Consider the following 19,624-nt stretch of genomic DNA (forward strand, 5'->3'; position numbering starts at 1 on the left):
AACTCATCCTTTCAATAATATGGAAATAATTTTATCATTATATAAGCTATTCATCACTGCGTACCAAACTCCTTCTATAATATATAGATTACGATTTAAATCACTCGTTTTGCAGCAAAAAATAAGAGGAATAAAAGGCTTTTTAAAAAAGGAGAGAAGACGGAAATATGTAAAAAGCGAGGGGTTGAAAATTCCCTCGCTTTCTTGCTTCTTATTATCTCTCGTTAAGAACATATTGACTAGCTCTATCCAATGTCTCCGAAATAACCGCTGTCAAACTATGTGTTCCACTCGCATCATGTCCTGCTTCCCACAACATCATTCCACCGAAACCATTGTTAAGCGCTAATTTTGTTTTCTTTTCAACGGTATTTTCTCCATTATAATGATAGGTTGTTCCGTTCATGTTAACTGTATCACGTTCTGCATTTTCTGGATTACTTTTGATGATTGCCGCATAGGATAATTGCTTACTATCTTGATTTTCCGGTTGAGCATAAAAAGGAACGCCGAGTATAAGTTTTTCTTTTGAAAGTTTATGCGTATCGAACAAGCTAGTCCAATAGTTTACAATGTCTTCTGCGTACGAATAAGGAGACAAATTGGCTGCATTGTATCCACCATCCCACTGCCCATCATAAGCCATGATGTTTACATGGTCGACATGTTTGAACAGCGATGGTTCATACACAACATTAGTAATTTCAGTACCTGCAACACTATGAACTTTTGCATTAACTGCTATCGATAATTCTTTATTTTTTTGGTGCAACGTTTCACTTAATGCCTTCGTAAACATAGCAAGATTTTGAGCATCTTCCTTTGAGCGAGGGTGTTCAAAATCAATATCAATCCCATCTAAGTTTTCTTGATTTGTTATATTCACAAGCTCATTCACAAGCTTTGTTCGCGAGGTAGAATTAGTAATTGCTTGCTTAAAGTACTCATAAGATTCTCCACCTTTGATGTGATACCACCCACCTATGGCTAATATTACTTTTGTATTCTGCTTATGAGCTTTTGCCACCATTTCCCGTAAGTTACGCTTAGCAGTTTCACCATTAAACAAAAGATCACCTTCCTTTGTCGGATGAGCAAACGAGAAAATAATATGGGTCAAATTGTCATAATCGACCGTTTCTGGATCACGAAAATCCTGAACATAGCCGATCAATGCTTTTGATTGCTCCGATTCCCACTTTGGTTTTTCTTTCAGGCTAGGGCTTTTGGCTGAAAGCGGTGCTTGTTTTACATGTTTTATTTGTTCTGCGTTTTCTTGCTGGCTATTAGTAGAAACGAACATTCCTGCAAAAAAACCTCCCGTAAAGGTAAGGACCATTACCAGTGCAAGGAGGAGTTTATAGTTTTTCATAGATGTATTCCTCCTAAAATTCTTGAACATAAAAATTGTATCAAAATAGGAGATTAGTAGGCGATGGTAATATCAAGCATATTCGTTTTAGAGTAGGGAATAGTGGGATGCAGGAGCAAGCTTTATTCCTCGAAATTTGAGATAACTATAAAATTCAAAAGGGCCATTTACTAATTACTTTTTGTTTATCCGCGGTACTATATTGTGTACTATATTTGTATAAAGAAATATTTTTTAAAGGGAGCCTATTTTTATTATGAAAACAATCTTACCAAAAGAATTAAGAGAAAAAGTAGAAGCAAATGATGAAATCTGTATTCTCGATGTTCGTGCGGAAGAAAAATATGAAAACGAGCATATTGAAGGGGGAGATATTCAAAGTATCAACATTCCAAAGTCACATATTTTTAACTTAGATGACAATAATGCTAATATCATTTCTACTTTACCAAAAAACAAAGAAATTATTGTTACGTGTACAACTGGTAATTCAGCAAGAAAATGCGCTGCTATCTTATCAGAAAAAAACTATAATGTTACCTTGCTAGAAGGCGGTATTACTGCCTGGAAGGAACACTTAACCGAAAAATGATTAGAGTCGACAAAGCGAGAATACATAGGAAACGTTTTTTATCCATATCGTACTAACACGCTTGATTTTACAATTAAAAGGGGCAGAACCAATAACTATTGGTTCTGCCCCTTTTAAAAATTTGTTGATGATGAACAAGCCAGTTTATTGTAACGTTTACTCATTCCGTTCTCTAACAAAATCCGCTGACATTCTTTCCATTAAAGCCGCCATTTGGGCCCTTGTCGAGTTCGCTCCTGGGCGAAATGTTCCGTCTTTATATCCTGTTATATGTCCCTGTTGATAGATTGCGACGATTGGTTGATACGACCAATGCCCAGTAGGAACATCATCAAAAGGACTTGATGCGGTTTCCTTTGTAGAGTAGTCGAATATGTTATAAAGAATTTTTGCCAGTTGTGCTCGAGTTAGAGGAGCATTGGGATCAAAGAAACCTGGTTTTTTCCCATCTAGGTATCCAAGTTCCCTAGCGATTTCAATTTCCTTTTGAGCCCAATGGCCACGTATATCCTTAAACCGAAATTCCTTTGGTTCCATTTCTTCGTTTCCAAGTGCCCTTACAAGAATAACAGCTCCTTGTGCTCTTGTTAAGGTTGTATTCGGCGAGAAAGTCGTACTAGTGTTTCCAAGCATCCAGCCTTTTTGAGACACTAAATGAATACTAGGCTCTGCCCAATAATCCGAAGGGACATCTACAAAATAACTGCCATTTAACCATAAAGAATAATAATCCCACGTATTAGGAGTTTCGTGATAGAGCGACCATGAGCCGGTTCCTTTTATTCCATATTTCGTCGGAAGCCGCAATTTTGCTTTTATAGACCGCTCGTTTTCATACCAAATGATATATTCTCCTTCTGTTAATTTTGTACTCCCAACAAAAGCCGATTCACCCCTTGGAATCGTAAACGTTGCATAGGATGATTGTGTTTTTTCATCAAACTGGATTTTCCCATTAAATTTTGTAACGAGAGGATCCACTCTTGTGCTTGATAAACCCATCCCTGTAATCGAGCGGTTTTCTAAAGTAGGCCCATCTAACTTCCACATTCGTCCGTAAAAAGGGAGACCGTAAACAATCTTTTCTTTCGGCACTTCTTGATTAATAGCATATTGAATAGACCGTTCGGAAAATGAGATACTTGCCACTGGTCCAATCGGGCTATCTGGAGACTCCCAACTTTCGTCATATGCCATGATCATCAGATAATCAGCATAGTCTGATATTCTTTTGTAATCGTAAAAGCCATGCCAACCCGTTTTCCAGCCGTTTGGGTTTGCAGCAACCGATACAGACACCTCTTTTTGACGTGGAACATACTGCCGGAGTAGTCGAATAAAGTCTGTATGAACATCCTTATAGGCAGACCCGATTCCTTCAATATCCACATTAACACCATCTAAATGATACTTTTCAATTGCTGAAGCAACCTCTTTTGCAAGTTGCTCACGATTTTCCAATCCAGTTGTACCTGCTGTATAATTCCAGTGATTCGATAAAAATGGCACGACTTTGATTCCGCGTTTATGCATTTCATTAATAAAAGAAGTTTGTAATGTCCAGGTAACACTTAACCTACCTTCCTTTGTAATGTCAAAATAGCTAGGGGAAACCACATCTAAGCTCCCTTTTGTCGCATTAACTTGATTAAGGTAACTATTCGGTCCTCCAAAAAATATATACGACATATTAAATAAATTTGTTTGGGCATGAGAGGGAGTGGTACCATTCACTATCATAATAAGAACAAGGAGTAATCCGATGACTTTTTTTAAACTATTCATAACTGCAATCCTTTCATTTTAAAAAACTAATCGTTAGGATAAGAGGCTTCAAACATGTAACCAGTATCCGTAGGAATTACCTTGTATTGAATTCCCTCGTGGGTAAGTGTATTTTCCTTCACATCTTCTAAATTCGCGTTAGGTGCTACACCGAGTTCATGAAATAGAGTATCAATATGATGCGGAGCGAATGCAGGATTTAGCATATAAAAAACTTGGCTCCATCCTGTTAACATCGAAAGAACATCGGCATGTGTTCGTCCTTCACCAATTATTTGTAATCGTTGGACGGTTTGATCTGTAGTAAATACGCGTAATTTTGTACGATTGTGAAAAGGAGCCCTGTAAAAAGTAACGCCTTCTTCTGTTACCCTTTCAAAAGATGAGATAATTAAGTTTGACCCTTGTTCATTCGAAATAGCGTTCCATCGTTCCTTAAAATCTTGAAAAGGGAGTCGGACTACATGCCTTTTTTGCTCTGAATCTGTGTCTGTTAACTTCTGCACATCTTGTTGTTGACTAGGGGGTTCTTGTGGGATTCCATAACCTAGGTCTTTTGGTTCATCCTGACTGTTTGTTATGTTGTTTGGTGCATTGCTTTTTGACTGATTTTCTTCCTTTCCTTCTAGCTGACTGTCCTTCGTGGAAAGCGGAATGAATCGCTCTTTTTCTGATGAATTCTCCATAAACTTTTCATCTAAAGATGGTTGATCCGTGTGATTACACGCAACAAGAAGAAAAATGAAAACGAATCCAATTCGGTTTAGGTGTTTATACATGAAGACACTCCTTTTTCTCCTGTTTTTCGTAGTGTTCTTCAAAGCAAGATTATTAATCATAAAAAATTAGTTCCTATGTAAAGGGGTAAGTTTACTTTTAACAAAATGTAACGATACAGCAACATTTATTTAACACTAGGTAAAATGATATCGGGAGGCTTCTCCTATATAATTAATACTGAATATTCTGTATAATTATATAGGAGGAGGGATTTTATGGCAGTTTCATCTTTAACAATAAACAAAAAACGATTAGAAGAAAGAATTACTAGTCTATCGCAAATAGGTAAAATTGGAGAGACAGGCGTTTGTCGACTTGCTTTGTCAGATGAGGACAGGCAGGCGGTGGAAACAGTAAAAACGTGGATGGAGGAAGCTGGATTAACCGCACGCATTGATGATTTTGGAAATTTGATTGGTCGTCTGGAAGGGCAAAATCCAGAAGCACCCATTTTGATGCTCGGCTCCCATATCGATTCTCAACCTTATGGTGGAAGGTTTGATGGGGTAATTGGGGTACTAGGTGCACTAGAAGTAGTTCAAACAATGAAAGAGCAAAAATTAACCCCGAGCATGCCAATTGAAGTGGTAGCATTTTCAGATGAAGAAGGGTGTCGCTTTAATAAGGGCTTGTTTGGGGCGAGAGGAATACTCGGAAAACTAGAAGATGGTGAATTAGAACGAACGGATAAAAACGGTATCACTAGGAAAGAGGCTTTAATTCAATTCGGCTGCAACCCAGATAACTTCAAAGATTCAGAATACCCAGAAGGTAGTATTTCTGCATTTATGGAAATGCATATTGAACAAGGTCCAATTCTAGAAGCGAAGGATACACCCATTGGTATTGTTTCTGGTATTTCAGGACCATTATGGTTGACAGTTGAATTAGAAGGGTTCGCCGGTCACGCCGGCTCAGTACCGATGTATATGCGACAGGATGCGCTAGTAGGTGCTTCCGAAATCATCGTTGCACTTAATGAACTAGCAAATCAAGACCCAGAAGCACCAACCGTTGGGACAGTTGGAAGTATAAATACTTTCCCAGACTCCCGTAATATCATACCAGAAAAGGTGAGCTTCACTGTTGATTTAAGAGATATCGATATCGAAAGACGCAATAGAATCGAAGAGCAATTAAGAAAGAGAATACATGACATAACAGAAAAGCACGAATTAACCTATAAAATCTCCGAAGATACAAACAGTGAACCTCGCTATTGTTCCAACAAAATAATGAAAGTAATGGAGAATGAAAGTAGGGAAATAGGGTTGCATCCAATTGAATTAATGAGTGGTCCTTTTCACGATTCTTTAGCTATGTCTTATGCATGCGAGTACGGAATGATATTTGTTCGATGTAAGGACGGTATCAGCCATAACCCGAAAGAGTTTGCATCGTTTGAAGATATCAGTTTAGGAACAGAACTGTTGTATCGGACCACTACTAAAATGGCAAGCAATTAAATGGTTATTTGAGGAATCCTGTCAGTCTTACTCAATGATTCCTCAAATAACCAATAACATGATAGGTTTTATTTTATTTATTGGATACCTACCGCACTAAATATATGTTATGTAAGGAGTTGGAGAATGAGCCGAAAAAAGTTTAACACCCTATACGTGATTATTGGACTGATTCCGTTTTTAATGCTAGTTTTTCCCTTATTTGAAATCGGCAATCGTGCTACCCCCATTGTTTTCGGATTACCATTTTCATTCTTTTGGGTCATATTATGGATTGTCATTACTTTTTTAGCGTTACTAGTTTTGTATTTCCTTGACCCCGAAAAAGACGAAGAGGGGGATGTATAATGCCAAACTGGCAAATAGCTCTTATTATGATGATTGGGTACTTGGTAGTTGCTCTTATCATAGGAGTACTAGCGGGTAGAGGAAGAGATGGCGGTTCGCTTGAGGAATTTGCAGTAGCAGGTGGAAAACTAGGATTATTTGTTATGTGGTTTTTAATGGGGGGAGCTGTGTTTAGTGCCTTTTCCTTTCTAGGTGCTCCAGGGTGGGCATATTCAAAAGGGGCTCCAGCTCTCTATATTATTACTTATACCGCATTTGCTATTTTACCTTGGTATATTATTGGACCGAAGATTGGGAAGATTGGGAAAAAATATCAACTCTATACCGTTTCCGCTTTTCTAAAAGGACGATTTAATAGTCCGATTTTAGCTATTCTAGTTGGTTTAATTGCACTTTTTGCATCGATTCAATATTTAGCAACACAGATGACCGGGATGGCTCATATCTTTAACATCATGACAGAGGGACGTATACCATTTTGGCTCGGAGCACTTGCATCTTATGGCATTGTTGTTATTTACGTTGCAACGGGCGGATTACGTGCTGCAGCTTGGTCAGATGTGTTTCAAGGAATGCTAATGATAATTATTTCATGGGTTGTTGGGCTGGCAATCGTCAATCAATTACACGGTGGCACCACGGAAATGTTTACAAATATCATAAAAGACCAACCTGAGTTTTTACAGATAGGAAAAGATGGATCAACGATGGGGACAACCGCTTATTCAACAACGATCTTAGTCTCCGTTATAGGGTTTTTAATGTGGCCGCACTTGTTCTCAAAATCCTATGCATCTAACACTAAAACAATGAAGAAGACGGTGCTTGCTTACCCCATTTTCGCTTTATTTCTTGTTCCGCTTTTATTAGTAGGATTTGCGGCAAAGGGAATGATTGATTCAGGTCAACTTGAAAACGCTGATCAAATTTTGCCTTATTTAATTACAACCGTTATGAATTTACCTGGATGGGTGTACGGACTTGTAGGTGCAGGAGCTCTTGCAGCAGCAATGTCGACCGCCGACGCCATTACTCACAGCGCTTCACTAGAGGTTACAGACGGGGTTATAAAAAACATTTGGAAAGACCTTTCCGATAAAAAGACGCTCCTACTTATGCGTATTGGTGTTTTTGTAATTGGCGCTTTAGCTTATTATATTACCGTTTTTGGCGGTCAAGGCTTAATTGCTTTATTACTAGGGGCTTATGGATCGATTGTACAGTTCGCTCCAGGAGTGTACAGTGCATTATTTTGGAAACGGGCAACGGCCAAAGGAGTCATTGCCGGTCTTATTGTCGGAACAATAGTGAACTATTATTTTCAACTTGTTGCAAGCTCCACACCGTTCGACATTCATGCAGGTATACTAGGGTTAATTGCGAATATCATCGTCATGGTTCCCGTTTGCTATTTTACAAAACCTCAAGAGGACGGTGCTAATAAATATGTTGATGTAGCTTAAGGAGCTCAAGGTGCGTAGCTATTTCATTCGCTATCTTTTGAAAAACTATCGTCGGTTACCGTCTATTTTTATAGAATGCCGACGATTATTTTTTAAAAGAAATATTTTCGGAGTTAACAGAGAGGAGAAAATATGAAAGCAGATAGTGTATTCATTAATGGAGAGGTTGTTACTGTTGATCAAAATAATAGAGTAGTAGAGGCGGTAGCAATTAAAGAGAACCGTATTATCGCTGTTGGTTCAAACAAAGAAGTCGAGGAATATCGTACAGACGAAACAGTTGTTATCGATCTTGGTGGAAAAGCACTTCTTCCAGGCTTTATCGACGCACATTTACATCTTACTATTTACGGGACAAATCTATTAGGAGTAAGCTGTGTTGCCCCACACATTCAATCTCTTCAAGATATATTTGCTGATCTGCGAAAAAAGGCACAAGAGACACCTAAGGGGCAGTGGGTTCGGGCTTGGGGGTTCAATGAGACAAAGTTGAAAGAAAACCGTTTTCCCACGAAAGAAGAGCTAGATGAAATTTCTACTGATCATCCAATTGTCGTAATTCGAACATGTAACCACACTTCTATAGCCAATAGCAAAGCATTAGAAATCGCAAATTTTTCAGAAAGCACCCCAGATCCTGATGGAGGAATTATCGAACGTAATCAAAGCGGAAATCTTACAGGGAAATTGTTAGAAAATGCTCATATGCAACTATTTAAATACGCAAGTTACTCTAAAGAGGAATTAAGAAAAGGAATGAAACTTGCTTCTGATGAATTCATTCAAGCTGGTATAACAAGCGTTCATGATGCAGGCGCATACGGAGATGGCTCCCAAACACTTCAGATTATGCAGCAAGCTATTAAATCGAATGAAATTAATGTGCGGGTGTATGCAATAATAGGTTCTTTAACAAATTCTCATGATTTTGTTCATAAAATGGTTGAGGCAGGTCCCATTACAGGTCTAGGTGATGATTGGTTTAAAATCGGTCCAGCCAAATTGTTTACAGACGGTAGTAGTGTAGGACCAACTATCGCAACACGTCAACCATATTCACATGCGCAGGATGATTATGGAATTATTTATTACAGTCAAGACGAATTAAACCGCATATTAGGAGAAGCACATAAAAAAGGCTTTCAGATTACCGCCCATGCCCAAGGAGACAGAGCGATTGAAATGCTTTTAAATTGTATTGAAAAGGCGTTATTGGAACACCCACGCATTGACCACCGTCACAGAATTGAACATGCTGGAATCGCTTCTCGAGATTTACAAGAAAGAATGAAAAAGCTTGGTGTCGTCGCTATTCCTAATCCAGTATTTATGTTTGCAAACGGGGACAGGTATCTCGAGTTTTACGGGGAACGTGTAAAGGTCATGTATCCTGCTCGCGATTACGCTGATCGAGGAATTATTGCTGCATTTGGATCGGATGCACCCGTTTCGTTTCTCGATCCATTACTTGGTATCCACGCAGCAGTCAACAGAAGGTCATGGAAAGGACAAGCAGTAGGAGAAAACCAATGTATTGATATCATGGAAGCTATTCGTGCATATACCTGGAATGGTGCATATGCAAGTTTTGAAGAAAAATCTAAAGGCAGCATCGAAGTTGGTAAATTAGCTGATCTTGTTGTGTTAAACGATAGCATTTTACATGTTGATAAAACAAAGATAAAAGATGTCAAAGTTGAACTCACAATGGTGGATGGTGAGGTTTTATATGATCCAACCTATCTTCTTACGAGTAATAACAAAAAAAGAAAAAAGCATATCAAGCTATAAAAACATGCACCTAGAATATAGCCACAAAGCTAAAATGAGACGATTGGTGGAAGAAAAAGGATTGTCCAAACCAAACATTAGTCAACATAATTATTTTACTGAACCCACCATGGTTCGCAATGCGAGCCATGGTGGGTTTTTAATTTGTTAGAAGAAAACAATACGAATTAGTTTTACAATGAAAATCTGTATTCTTTTTGTCATAAAACCATTTTCAAAAAGTGATAGCTACTAGCTTTAGACTACATCCTTTCGTTATCCATTAAGTTTGCTATTTCTTTTATTACTCCGTTAACAAAGTGTCAAGAATACTTTAAAAATAAATTACACTTTGTCTAATGAAAAAGGACAAATTCTCCTCTACTATCATAATATGAAACCGCTTTCAAAACATAATGAGATGATTAGAGGTGATTTAATGTTTAATCTTCCGCTTGAAACATTTCTGTGGTTTATTCCATGGCCTTTTATATGGGTAGGTATTGCTTTAGTCATTTATTTTAAAATGAAAAAAGATGATGAACTAGAAAATGAGAAATAGGGGGGACACTTAGCCAATGAAATCTGATGCACTAATTTTTATCGTTTACTTACTCATTTTATTAGGTGTAGGTATTTGGTTCACAAGAAAGGCTTCTAAATCAATAGATAATTATTTACTGGGTGGTAGAAGTTTGGGTCCCGCTGTTACGGCTCTAACGATGCAAAGCAGCTCCATGAGTGGTTATATGTTCATGGGGGGACCAGCACTTGCGTTTCAACAAGGATGGTATGCACTGTGGTATGCCATTGGTGATGCTGGAGGATCCATCATAAACCTATCCGTATTAGGGAAAAGGATGCGCAGACTTTCAGAGTTACTAGGAGCTCTTTCCCCAATCGAATATTTAGAAAAGCGCTTTGAAAGTCCAGCAGTCCGAATCGTTGGCTCTATTATTTCAATCATTTTTTTAATGGCATATGTATTTGCCCAATTTATTGCTTCTGGAAAAGCATTAACGATGCTGACAGGCTTATCTTATGAAACCTGTCTAATAATAGGGGTTAGTGTTATTATCACTTATACGGTCGCAGGGGGATACCTAGCAGTTGTATGGACGGACTTCGTGCAAGGTATCATTATGGTATTAGGCGTTCTTGGAATAGGAATTATGGCGATGTTTCATATTGGTGGTTTGTCTGGTCTAAATAAAGCTCTTTCTGGTATTGACCCAACCTATTTAAGTATTTGGGGAAAAGATTTAGCCTACTATGGCCAGTGGGGCGTCGTACTTGGCGCTATTCTTATCTATAGTGTCGGCTACATGGGGCTTCCACATGTTGTTGTACGGCATATGTCTATGAAAAGTACAAAAACCGTAAAAGGAGCAATTCTATTTTCAGCAACATGGAATCAAATTTTTATCTTTACTCCTTATCTATTGGGTCTTGTTGGAATTGTGATGCTTCCCACACTAGGAGATCCCGAAATGGTAATACCTGAGCTTGCTTACACGTTTTTCCCAGGCTTTTTTGCAGCTATCTTACTATCTGCAATTATGGCTGCCATCATGTCAACATCTGATTCATGCTTAATGCAAGCAGGAACTATTTTATCACGGGACGTATACCAACGCTTTATTAATAAAAAGGCAAGTCCTACAAAAATGGTACTAGTCTCACGTTTGTGTATACTTATTGGTGGAATAGTTGGGGTTGTCGTTGCCATTTTTGAACCGCCTTCCGTTTTTACACTTGTTGTCTTTGCGTTTGGAGTACTAGGTAATAGCTTCTTAGTTCCATATGTAGCTTCTGTTTATATGAAAAAGGCGACAAATGTAGGAGTTTTAACTTCGATGATAAGCGGTGGTATTACAAATGTTTTATGGACAGTTGGGGATTTAGAAGCCTACACAGCTATCCATCCATTTTTAGCTGGATTGGTCGTTTCCATCATCGGCATATTTATTGGAAACAATTTCGGGCGTACACCTTCTCAAAAAGTTATCGGTGCATTTGAAGCGGCGAAAGGACCTCGTAAATTATCGCAGTCTATTGAAAAAAATATTTCAAAAGATTTATCACCGGAAGCAAAAAACATTTCGGAATTCTATACAGAAAAACCAAATCCTTTGTAGGTGAGACAATGAATGCATTAACACTTTCCATTTCAATCGAACCCGAAAAAATTAGTAACCACTTGAAAAATCTCGATACGAAAGCAAACTACCAATTAGACAAACTTGTTTATTACCCTTACTATTTCTTTAAATATAAGACAAAAGCAAAGGGTTTACTAAAAATGGATGGGTACCTGGGCTGTACCATTGATAGCATTAGTACGCGTGGAGCGGTTATTGACCACTCCCCATCATTTGTAGAAGAAAATATTCAGGCCAATGAATGCTTACCTTACACATTAACACCCCAAGATGCAAAAAAGGCGGCGGAAGAGTACCTACACCATACAGCATCACTGAAACTAAAATTTTTCAGCATGCCAAAAATGTTATTGGAACAGCAAGAGCTATTTTTTAGACCTTACTGGATTATGGCAGATCAAAAAAATCGTAGAAACTACCCTCCCATTATCATCGATGCTGTTTCGGGAAAGTACCATCCTTTGAATGTTTAATAGTAAGGCTAGAGGAGAAAGCTGTGTTTTAGCAGCTTTCTTTTATTTAAGGTTTCAACTTGGATTACCGCGTTTCAAATGGTTAAGGTCAACCATTTGAAATATATAGTAAATTAGTAGAAATCTATCACGAACCATTGATTCAACTACACTACATTCAGTAGAGGGATGGGAGACTCCCAGCTAAGTATTTTAGTTTCACTGATACTGCTCAAGCACAGTAAAAAATTCTTTCGTAAACTCATAGAATACTTTTTCGGTTGGTGCCAGATTTCTGTGCTTTGGAATAATAATACCAACTGTGCGTTTCACCCTTGGTGCATCAATGGGAATTTTTACAGTTAGAATAGGCGGTGCTCCAGAAAACGTACTATCTGGTAAGAGACTGACGCCAATTCCCGCTGAGACAAGACCTTTAATGGCATCCATATCCTCCCCTTCTGATGTAATGTTTGGTACAAAGCCTGCTTGCTTACATGCATCAACGGCAATTTTTTGAAGAACATACCCTTTGGGGAATAATACGAAGTCTTCATTTCGCAAATCGCTAAGATGTATGCTTTTTCTATCCGCTAGAGGATGATTCATCGATACGATTGCAGAAATGCTTTCCATAAATAAGATATGGGCATCAATGTTAGGATCTTTCGTAGGAACCGGCCCAAGAAAGGCAATATTGATTTCCCCACTTTTAACAGCCTCTATTAGATGCGAATAAGAACCTTGACGCATATGAAAGGTAACATCCGGATACTTTTTTCGAAAAGCAGAAATGACAGTAGGGAGCAAATGGCTTGCAAGGCTAGTTGGGTAGCCAATGTTAATCGTGCCCTGCTTTGGGTCCAAGTACTCATCTACCTTTTCCTTTGCATAATCAATTGCTTTTATTGCCGTTTTTGCATGAGTTAAAAATATTTGTCCAATAGACGTTAACTTCACATTTCTTCCTACTCGTTCAAATAAAGCAACCCCAAGCTCCGCTTCCAGTTTTGTGATTTGCAAACTAACGGCTGATTGCGCAACATGAAGATGTTCTGCCGCTTCTGTCATATGTTCACGTTCGGCAACTTCCATAAAATATCGTAATTGACGTACCTCCATATTTCTCCTCCTTTATACTCTCAGCTACTCCAAATTAGAGGTCCTTCTTCCCTCTAATTAAATCGTTTCCACCTTTCGTTTTTAAATCGATATTAAAAAGAGATTGTTTTAATCTAAATTATATATTGTATATATTGATATGAAAACCTAAAATTAAGTATATACGAAACTTTCAGATAAAAGAAACATGAACGGGGGAGATAAATATGACTTATAACCGCATACCAAAAGCACAAGGTCTCTACCGTCCTGAATTTGAACATGATGCATGTGGTATTGGCTTATATGCTCACATAAAGGGACTAGCAACACATGATATTGTTAAAAAAGGACTAGAGATGCTCTGCCAATTAGATCATCGCGCTGGTCAGGGCAGTGACTCACTCACAGGAGACGGCGCTGGCTTAATGATACAAATTCCTGATGCTTTTTTCCGTGAGTCATGTCCGGAATTGAATTTACCTGCAAAAGGTCGTTACGGTGTAGGAATGGTCTTTTTTTCAAAAGATGATGTAAAGCAAGAAAGTATTGAGAAACGTATTAATTCACTAGTTAAGCAAGAGGGACAGACGGTACTCGGATGGAGAACTGTGCCTCTAAACACGGACAATATTGGAACAGCTGCAAAAGAAACAACCCCTTTTGTTCGTCAAATCTTTATCGGAGCTGACGAAAACATTAATGATGATTTAGTCTTCGAACGTAAATTATATATTATTCGAAAACAAGCAGAAAAATGGGCGAAAGAGCAAGAAAAGCATATGTACTTTGCTAGTTTATCAAGTAGAACAATCGTCTATAAGGGTCTGTTAACTCCTGAGCAGGTAGATTCTTTTTATGTAGAACTCCAAAATGAAAAAGTTGTTTCAGCCTTCTCTTTAGTACATTCCCGCTTTAGCACAAACACTTTCCCAAGCTGGGAACGAGCACATCCAAATCGTTACCTTATTCATAATGGAGAAATTAATACACTACGGGGAAATATTAACTGGATGAAAGCACGAGAAAGACATTTACTATCCGAAGCATTTGGAGAAGACTTACCAAAAGTACTCCCAATATTAGACACCGATGGAAGTGATTCATCTGTTCTAGATAACGCATTAGAATTTTTTGTGCTGTCTGGTCGTAAACCAGCTCACGCAGCAATGATGCTTATTCCCGAACCATGGACAGAAAATCCACATATGTCGAAAGAAAAGAAAGCATTTTACGAGTTTCATAGCACGATGATGGAACCGTGGGACGGTCCAACCTCTATTTCATTCACAGACGGAAAGCAGATTGGTGCGATATTAGATCGAAATGGTCTACGTCCAGCACGCTACTACGTAACAAAAGATGATTATATTATTTACTCGTCTGAAGTTGGTGTCATTGATGTTGATCCTGACAACGTGCTATATAAAGATCGTTTAAGTCCAGGGAAAATGTTACTCATTGATATAGAAGAAGGGCGAATTATTTCGGATGACGAAATTAAATCAGAAATGGCACAGAGTCAACCTTATCAAAAATGGCTTGATGACAATTTAGTTAAAATAAATGCCAATATCTCCGTAACAGAAGAAGAGACATTGCCAGATATCATTACTCGTCAAAAAGCCTTTGGCTATACGTATGAAGACATCCATAAATATTTAATTCCTATTGTTACTGAAGGGAAGGACCCGCTTGGTTCGATGGGGAACGACATGCCACTTGCTGTGTTATCTGATCGACCGCAATCATTATTCCATTATTTCAAGCAATTATTTGCACAAGTAACCAATCCGCCAATTGATTCTATTCGTGAAAAGGTTGTCACCTCAACTGTTACTTTTTTAGGAGCAGAAGGCAATTTACTACATCCAAACGAAGACAATAGTCGACGTATTCAAATAAATTCACCTATTTTATCGAATATGCAACTAGCTCAATTGAAAACGAATATGCAACGAGAGTTTAGAAGTAAGACAATCGATACTTTATTTTCAGATGATTTAGAGTCCTCTCTTGATAATATTTGCCGTGAAGCGGACAAAGCGATAGCAAATGGGATTAGTCTTCTCATCTTATCGGATCGCAATATGAATGAAAAGCGAGCACCTATTCCAACGTTATTAGCAGCAAGCGCCCTTCACCAGCACCTTGTTCGTCAAGGAACTCGCACGAAGGCAAGCATTATTATGGAAACAGGTGAAGCAAGAGAAGTTCATCATTTTGCTACATTAATCGGTTATGGCGTCAATGCGATCAACCCTTATCTTGCGTTTGAAACGTATAAACAAGCTATTTCAGAAGGTAGCCTTTCCCTCTCATATGAAGAGGCAGTGTTGAAATACGTAAGAGGAGTAACTACTGGTGTTGTAAAAGTTATGTCAAAAATGGGGATTTCCACTGTGCAAAGCTATCGTGGTGCCCAAATATTTGAAGCAGTAGGAATCAGTTCAAAGGTAATCGATAAATACTTCAGTGGAACAGCTTCACAGCTAGGTGGAATTGAATTAGAAACCATTGCAGAAGAAGCATTACTCCTCCACAAACAAGCATACAGCGATTCCCTTGATAACACCCTCGAGTCAGGAAGCGACTTTCAATGGAGAAAGACAGGGGAGCACCACGCGTTTAATCCAAAGACTATTCATACACTACAATGGGCATGCCGTAAGGGTGATTATGAATTATTCAAAAAATACTCAGTACTAGCAAATGAAGAGAGAATTGGTTTTCTTCGGAATTTGTTTTCGTTTGACGAAGCGCGTCCGGCAATCCCAATTGAAGAAGTCGAATCTGTAGATTCCATTGTAAAACGCTTTAAAACGGGGGCAATGTCATTTGGATCATTAAGTAAAGAAGCACATGAAGCATTAGCTATCGCAATGAATCGTTTAGGTGGTAAAAGTAACAGCGGAGAAGGTGGAGAAGACCCTAACCGGTATGTTCCCGATGTAAATGGCGACAGTAGAAAGAGCGCGATAAAACAAATCGCTTCTGGTCGCTTCGGTGTAAAGAGCCATTATCTTGTCCATGCCGATGAGCTACAAATCAAAGTAGCGCAAGGTGCAAAACCAGGAGAAGGTGGCCAGCTTCCAGGGAAGAAAGTATATCCATGGGTTGCGGACGTTCGCGGTTCAACACCAGGGGTCGGGCTCATTTCCCCTCCACCACATCATGACATATATTCTATTGAAGATTTAGCGCAGCTTATCCATGATTTAAAAAACGCTAATCGTTCCGCACGAATTAGTGTAAAGTTAGTTGCTAAAGCTGGAGTTGGTACAATTGCAGCAGGTGTAGCAAAAGGTGCTGCTGATGTGATCGTTATTAGTGGTTATGACGGTGGTACAGGGGCTTCTCCGAAAACAAGTATTAAACATACGGGATTACCTTGGGAGCTTGGACTAGCGGAGGCACATCAAACGTTGATGTTAAACGGATTACGTGACCGCGTTGTGTTAGAAACAGACGGGAAACTAATGACAGGTAAAGATGTTGTGATGGCAGCACTACTAGGTGCCGAAGAATTTGGCTTTGCAACAGCACCACTCGTTGTTTTAGGTTGTGTGATGATGCGTGCGTGTCATTTAGATACTTGTCCAGTTGGAATCGCAACGCAAAACCCTGAGCTGCGTGAAAAATTCATGGGTAACCCTGATCATATTGTTAACTATATGCGCTTTGTTGCACAAGAAGTACGTGAATTAATGGCAGAGCTTGGGTTTAAAACGTTGGATGAAATGGTTGGTCGTACCGATGTTCTGAAAGTGAGCGAGCGTGCGAAAGCGCATTGGAAAGCAAAACAGTTAGATTTATCAACATTACTCTATCAACCTGAAGGGGCTCGCACATTCCAAAGACCGCAAAACCATAAACTTGATCAATCACTTGATATGCTTGAGATACTACCAGCAGTGCAAACGGCTTTAACCAATCAAACCCCGGTAGATGCTACATTCCCAATAAAGAATATCAATCGTGTCGTTGGAACGATTGTTGGAAGTGAAGTATCCAAACGTTTCGGAGAAGAAGGATTACCAGAAGATACGATTACGCTTCGTTTTACAGGTTCCGCTGGACAAAGTTTTGGTGCATTTGTACCGAAGGGAATGACGATGATAGTCACGGGTGACGTGAACGACTACATCGGAAAAGGTTTATCTGGTGGAAAGTTGATTGTAAAAGCACCTATTGGTTCAAAACTTGAGGCAGGAGAAAATGTCATTGCCGGTAATGTTTCATTCTATGGTGCTACTAGTGGGGAAGCATATATTAACGGGCAAGCAGGAGAACGCTTTGCTGTCCGTAATAGTGGTGCACATGTAGTTGTTGAAGGAATTGGCGACCATGGCTGTGAATACATGACTGGTGGACGCGTCGTTATTCTTGGAGATGTCGGAAAAAACTTTGCAGCAGGAATGTCAGGCGGGATTGTATACGCCCTAGTTGAAAATCGTAAAGAGTTTGAGGAATATTGTAATAAAGAAATGATTGAAATGGAAACCCTCGTCGATAACGATGATATTAACGAATTAAAACAACTAATTCTAAACCATTTTCATTACACGGATAGTATTAAAGCAGCTCGTGTACTTGAGAATTGGGAGACGATGTTAAGGAAATTTGTAAAAATTATACCAAAAGACTATAAACGTATGATGGAAAGTATCCAGGAACAAAAAGAAGCGGGATTAAAGGAAGATCACGCTGTTATGAATGCATTCCAGATTAATGCAAAGAAACAAAAACCATCATTAAAACCACCATTAGCTAAAGTAATACAGTAAGAAAGGAGAGAGGTAGATGGGAAAAGCAACAGGATTTATGGAATATAAACGGGAGAAGGCAAAGGAACGGGACCCTCTCACACGTTTAAATGACTGGAAAGAATATTCAACTCCTTTCTCCGATAAAACATTAAGCAAACAAGGGGCACGCTGCATGGACTGCGGCACCCCTTTCTGCCATATGGGGATGGAGATTGACAGGGTGACAACAGGTTGCCCTATTAATAACTTAATACCAGAGTGGAATGATTTGGTATATCAAGGGAAATGGAAAGAGGCACTTGACCGTTTATTAAAAACAAACAATTTCCCTGAATTCACAGGTCGAGTTTGTCCAGCTCCTTGTGAAGGGGCTTGTACATTAGCTATATCAGACCCTGCTGTTACGATTAAAAATATTGAACGAACTATTATCGATAAAGGATTTGAAAATGGTTGGATTACTCCTCGCATTCCAGAAAAGCGTACAGGCAAAAAGGTTGCAATTATCGGTTCTGGTCCTGCAGGTTTAGCGAGTGCTGACCAATTAAACCAAGCCGGGCACTCTGTAACAGTATATGAGAAATCAGATCGCCCTGGTGGCTTACTTATGTATGGAATCCCAAATATGAAGCTTGAAAAAAACGTAGTGGAACGTCGCATTAAACTATTAAACCAAGAAGGTATTGATTTTATAACTAACGTAGAGGTTGGAAAAGATATAACAGCCAAAGAACTGCAATCTCAATATGATGGAGTAATACTTTGTACAGGTGCTCAAAAACAACGTGATTTAATAATGGAAGGTCGGGACTCCAAAGGGGTTCACTTTGCAATGGATTATTTGACTACAACGACAAAGAGCTTGCTTGATTCCAACTTTAAGGATCGTCAGTTCATCAATACCAAAGGAAAAAATGTCATCGTTATTGGTGGAGGAGATACAGGTGCTGACTGTGTAGCAACAGCCCTTAGACAAAAAGCTAATAGTGTTGTTCAATTTGGTAAACATCCTAAGTTACCAACTACTCGTTCTTCCGAAAATATGTGGCCGGCATATCCTAATGTTTTCACATTAGATTACGCCTATGAAGAAGCAGAGGCAAAGTATGGAAAAGACCCGCGCCAGTATTCCATTCAAACGAAAAAAATTGTTGCTGATGAAAAGGGAAAAGTAAAAGAACTTCATACAATCCAAATGGAAAAAGTAAGAGATAAGAATGGAAATTATACTTTTACTGAAATACCAGGAACGGAAAAAGTATGGCCAGCAGATTATGTGTTTATTGCTATCGGCTTCGAAGGAACTGAACAACCACTATTACAACAATTTGGTGTAGAATCTACTAACCAAAAAATAAATGCAACCTATGGCGAATATACAACAAATGTTGAAGGTGTCTTCGCTGCAGGAGATGCACGAAGAGGGCAAAGTTTAATTGTTTGGGCAATCAATGAAGGACGTGAAGTGGCATACGAAGTGGATCGTTACCTAATGGGAAGCTCTGTATTGCCAAAATAAACAGAACAAAAAGTTAAAAACTTGCGAACTATCTACCTAGTATAA

Annotated in this window: 14 protein-coding genes; 10 read left to right on the forward strand and 4 right to left on the reverse strand. The window is 38.8% G+C overall.

Annotation, left to right across the window (positions count from 1 at the left end):
* Positions 1 to 214: 214 nt before the first annotated feature.
* Positions 215 to 1,372 carry a glycoside hydrolase family 18 protein gene (locus ACFSUL_RS16120; RefSeq protein WP_377936963.1) on the reverse strand — a complete coding sequence of 386 codons (1,158 nt, stop codon included), beginning with the start codon at positions 1,370 to 1,372 and terminating at the stop codon, positions 215 to 217.
* A 256-nt stretch (positions 1,373 to 1,628) separates the two neighbouring features.
* Between ACFSUL_RS16120 and ACFSUL_RS16125 the strand changes: the two genes are divergently transcribed.
* Positions 1,629 to 1,964, forward strand: a complete 336-nt coding sequence (locus ACFSUL_RS16125) for a rhodanese-like domain-containing protein (RefSeq protein WP_377936964.1) — start codon at positions 1,629 to 1,631, stop codon at positions 1,962 to 1,964.
* A gap of 156 nt (positions 1,965 to 2,120) precedes the next feature.
* Here ACFSUL_RS16125 and ACFSUL_RS16130 read toward each other — a convergent pair whose 3' ends face one another.
* On the reverse strand, positions 2,121 to 3,749 hold the full coding sequence (locus ACFSUL_RS16130) for a glycosyl hydrolase family 18 protein (protein ID WP_377936965.1): 1,629 nt from the start codon (positions 3,747 to 3,749) through the stop codon (positions 2,121 to 2,123).
* A gap of 26 nt (positions 3,750 to 3,775) precedes the next feature.
* A complete protein-coding gene (locus ACFSUL_RS16135) occupies positions 3,776 to 4,528 on the reverse strand; it encodes a hypothetical protein (protein WP_377936966.1) in 753 nt (250 codons plus the stop codon).
* A 216-nt stretch (positions 4,529 to 4,744) separates the two neighbouring features.
* Here ACFSUL_RS16135 and ACFSUL_RS16140 point away from each other — a divergent pair, with 216 nt between their 5' ends.
* The 7 genes from ACFSUL_RS16140 (at position 4,745) to ACFSUL_RS16170 (ending at position 12,211) form a co-directional block, all read left to right on the forward strand.
* Positions 4,745 to 5,995 carry a M20 family metallo-hydrolase gene (locus tag ACFSUL_RS16140; protein ID WP_377936967.1) on the forward strand — a complete coding sequence of 417 codons (1,251 nt, stop codon included), beginning with the start codon at positions 4,745 to 4,747 and terminating at the stop codon, positions 5,993 to 5,995.
* Positions 5,996 to 6,121: 126 nt separating this feature from the next.
* The gene (locus ACFSUL_RS16145; RefSeq protein WP_071412359.1) at positions 6,122 to 6,343 is read left to right on the forward strand and encodes a DUF3311 domain-containing protein; all 222 of its coding nucleotides are present in this window, start codon (positions 6,122 to 6,124) and stop codon (positions 6,341 to 6,343) included.
* Positions 6,343 to 7,806: a sodium:solute symporter family protein gene (locus ACFSUL_RS16150; protein WP_377936968.1), complete on the forward strand. Its 1,464-nt coding sequence runs from the start codon at positions 6,343 to 6,345 to the stop codon at positions 7,804 to 7,806. Before ACFSUL_RS16145 ends, ACFSUL_RS16150 begins: the two co-directional genes overlap by 1 nt.
* Positions 7,807 to 7,938: 132 nt before the next feature.
* Positions 7,939 to 9,597: an amidohydrolase gene (locus ACFSUL_RS16155; RefSeq protein ID WP_377936969.1), complete on the forward strand. Its 1,659-nt coding sequence runs from the start codon at positions 7,939 to 7,941 to the stop codon at positions 9,595 to 9,597.
* A 418-nt stretch (positions 9,598 to 10,015) separates the two neighbouring features.
* Complete coding sequence (locus ACFSUL_RS16160) at positions 10,016 to 10,138, forward strand: hypothetical protein (RefSeq protein ID WP_377936970.1); 123 nt, start codon at positions 10,016 to 10,018, stop codon at positions 10,136 to 10,138.
* A 16-nt stretch (positions 10,139 to 10,154) separates the two neighbouring features.
* Positions 10,155 to 11,714, forward strand: coding sequence for a sodium/proline symporter (locus ACFSUL_RS16165; protein ID WP_377936971.1), 1,560 nt, complete (start codon positions 10,155 to 10,157; stop codon positions 11,712 to 11,714).
* Between the two features lie 8 nt (positions 11,715 to 11,722).
* On the forward strand, positions 11,723 to 12,211 hold the full coding sequence (locus ACFSUL_RS16170; RefSeq protein WP_377936972.1) for a hypothetical protein: 489 nt from the start codon (positions 11,723 to 11,725) through the stop codon (positions 12,209 to 12,211).
* Between the two features lie 198 nt (positions 12,212 to 12,409).
* Here ACFSUL_RS16170 and ACFSUL_RS16175 read toward each other — a convergent pair whose 3' ends face one another.
* Complete coding sequence (locus ACFSUL_RS16175; RefSeq protein WP_377936973.1) at positions 12,410 to 13,312, reverse strand: LysR family transcriptional regulator; 903 nt, start codon at positions 13,310 to 13,312, stop codon at positions 12,410 to 12,412.
* Between the two features lie 206 nt (positions 13,313 to 13,518).
* On the opposite strand from ACFSUL_RS16175, the gene gltB reads away from it, so the two are divergent.
* A complete protein-coding gene (gene gltB / locus ACFSUL_RS16180; protein WP_377936974.1) occupies positions 13,519 to 18,078 on the forward strand; it encodes a glutamate synthase large subunit in 4,560 nt (1,519 codons plus the stop codon).
* A 16-nt stretch (positions 18,079 to 18,094) separates the two neighbouring features.
* Complete coding sequence (gene gltD / locus ACFSUL_RS16185; protein WP_377936975.1) at positions 18,095 to 19,579, forward strand: glutamate synthase small subunit; 1,485 nt, start codon at positions 18,095 to 18,097, stop codon at positions 19,577 to 19,579.
* Positions 19,580 to 19,624 lie beyond the last annotated feature (45 nt).

Origin of the sequence: Bacillus seohaeanensis (assembly GCF_042684945.1) — a bacterium.
Lineage (GTDB): Bacteria > Bacillota > Bacilli > Bacillales > Bacillaceae_B > Rossellomorea > Rossellomorea seohaeanensis.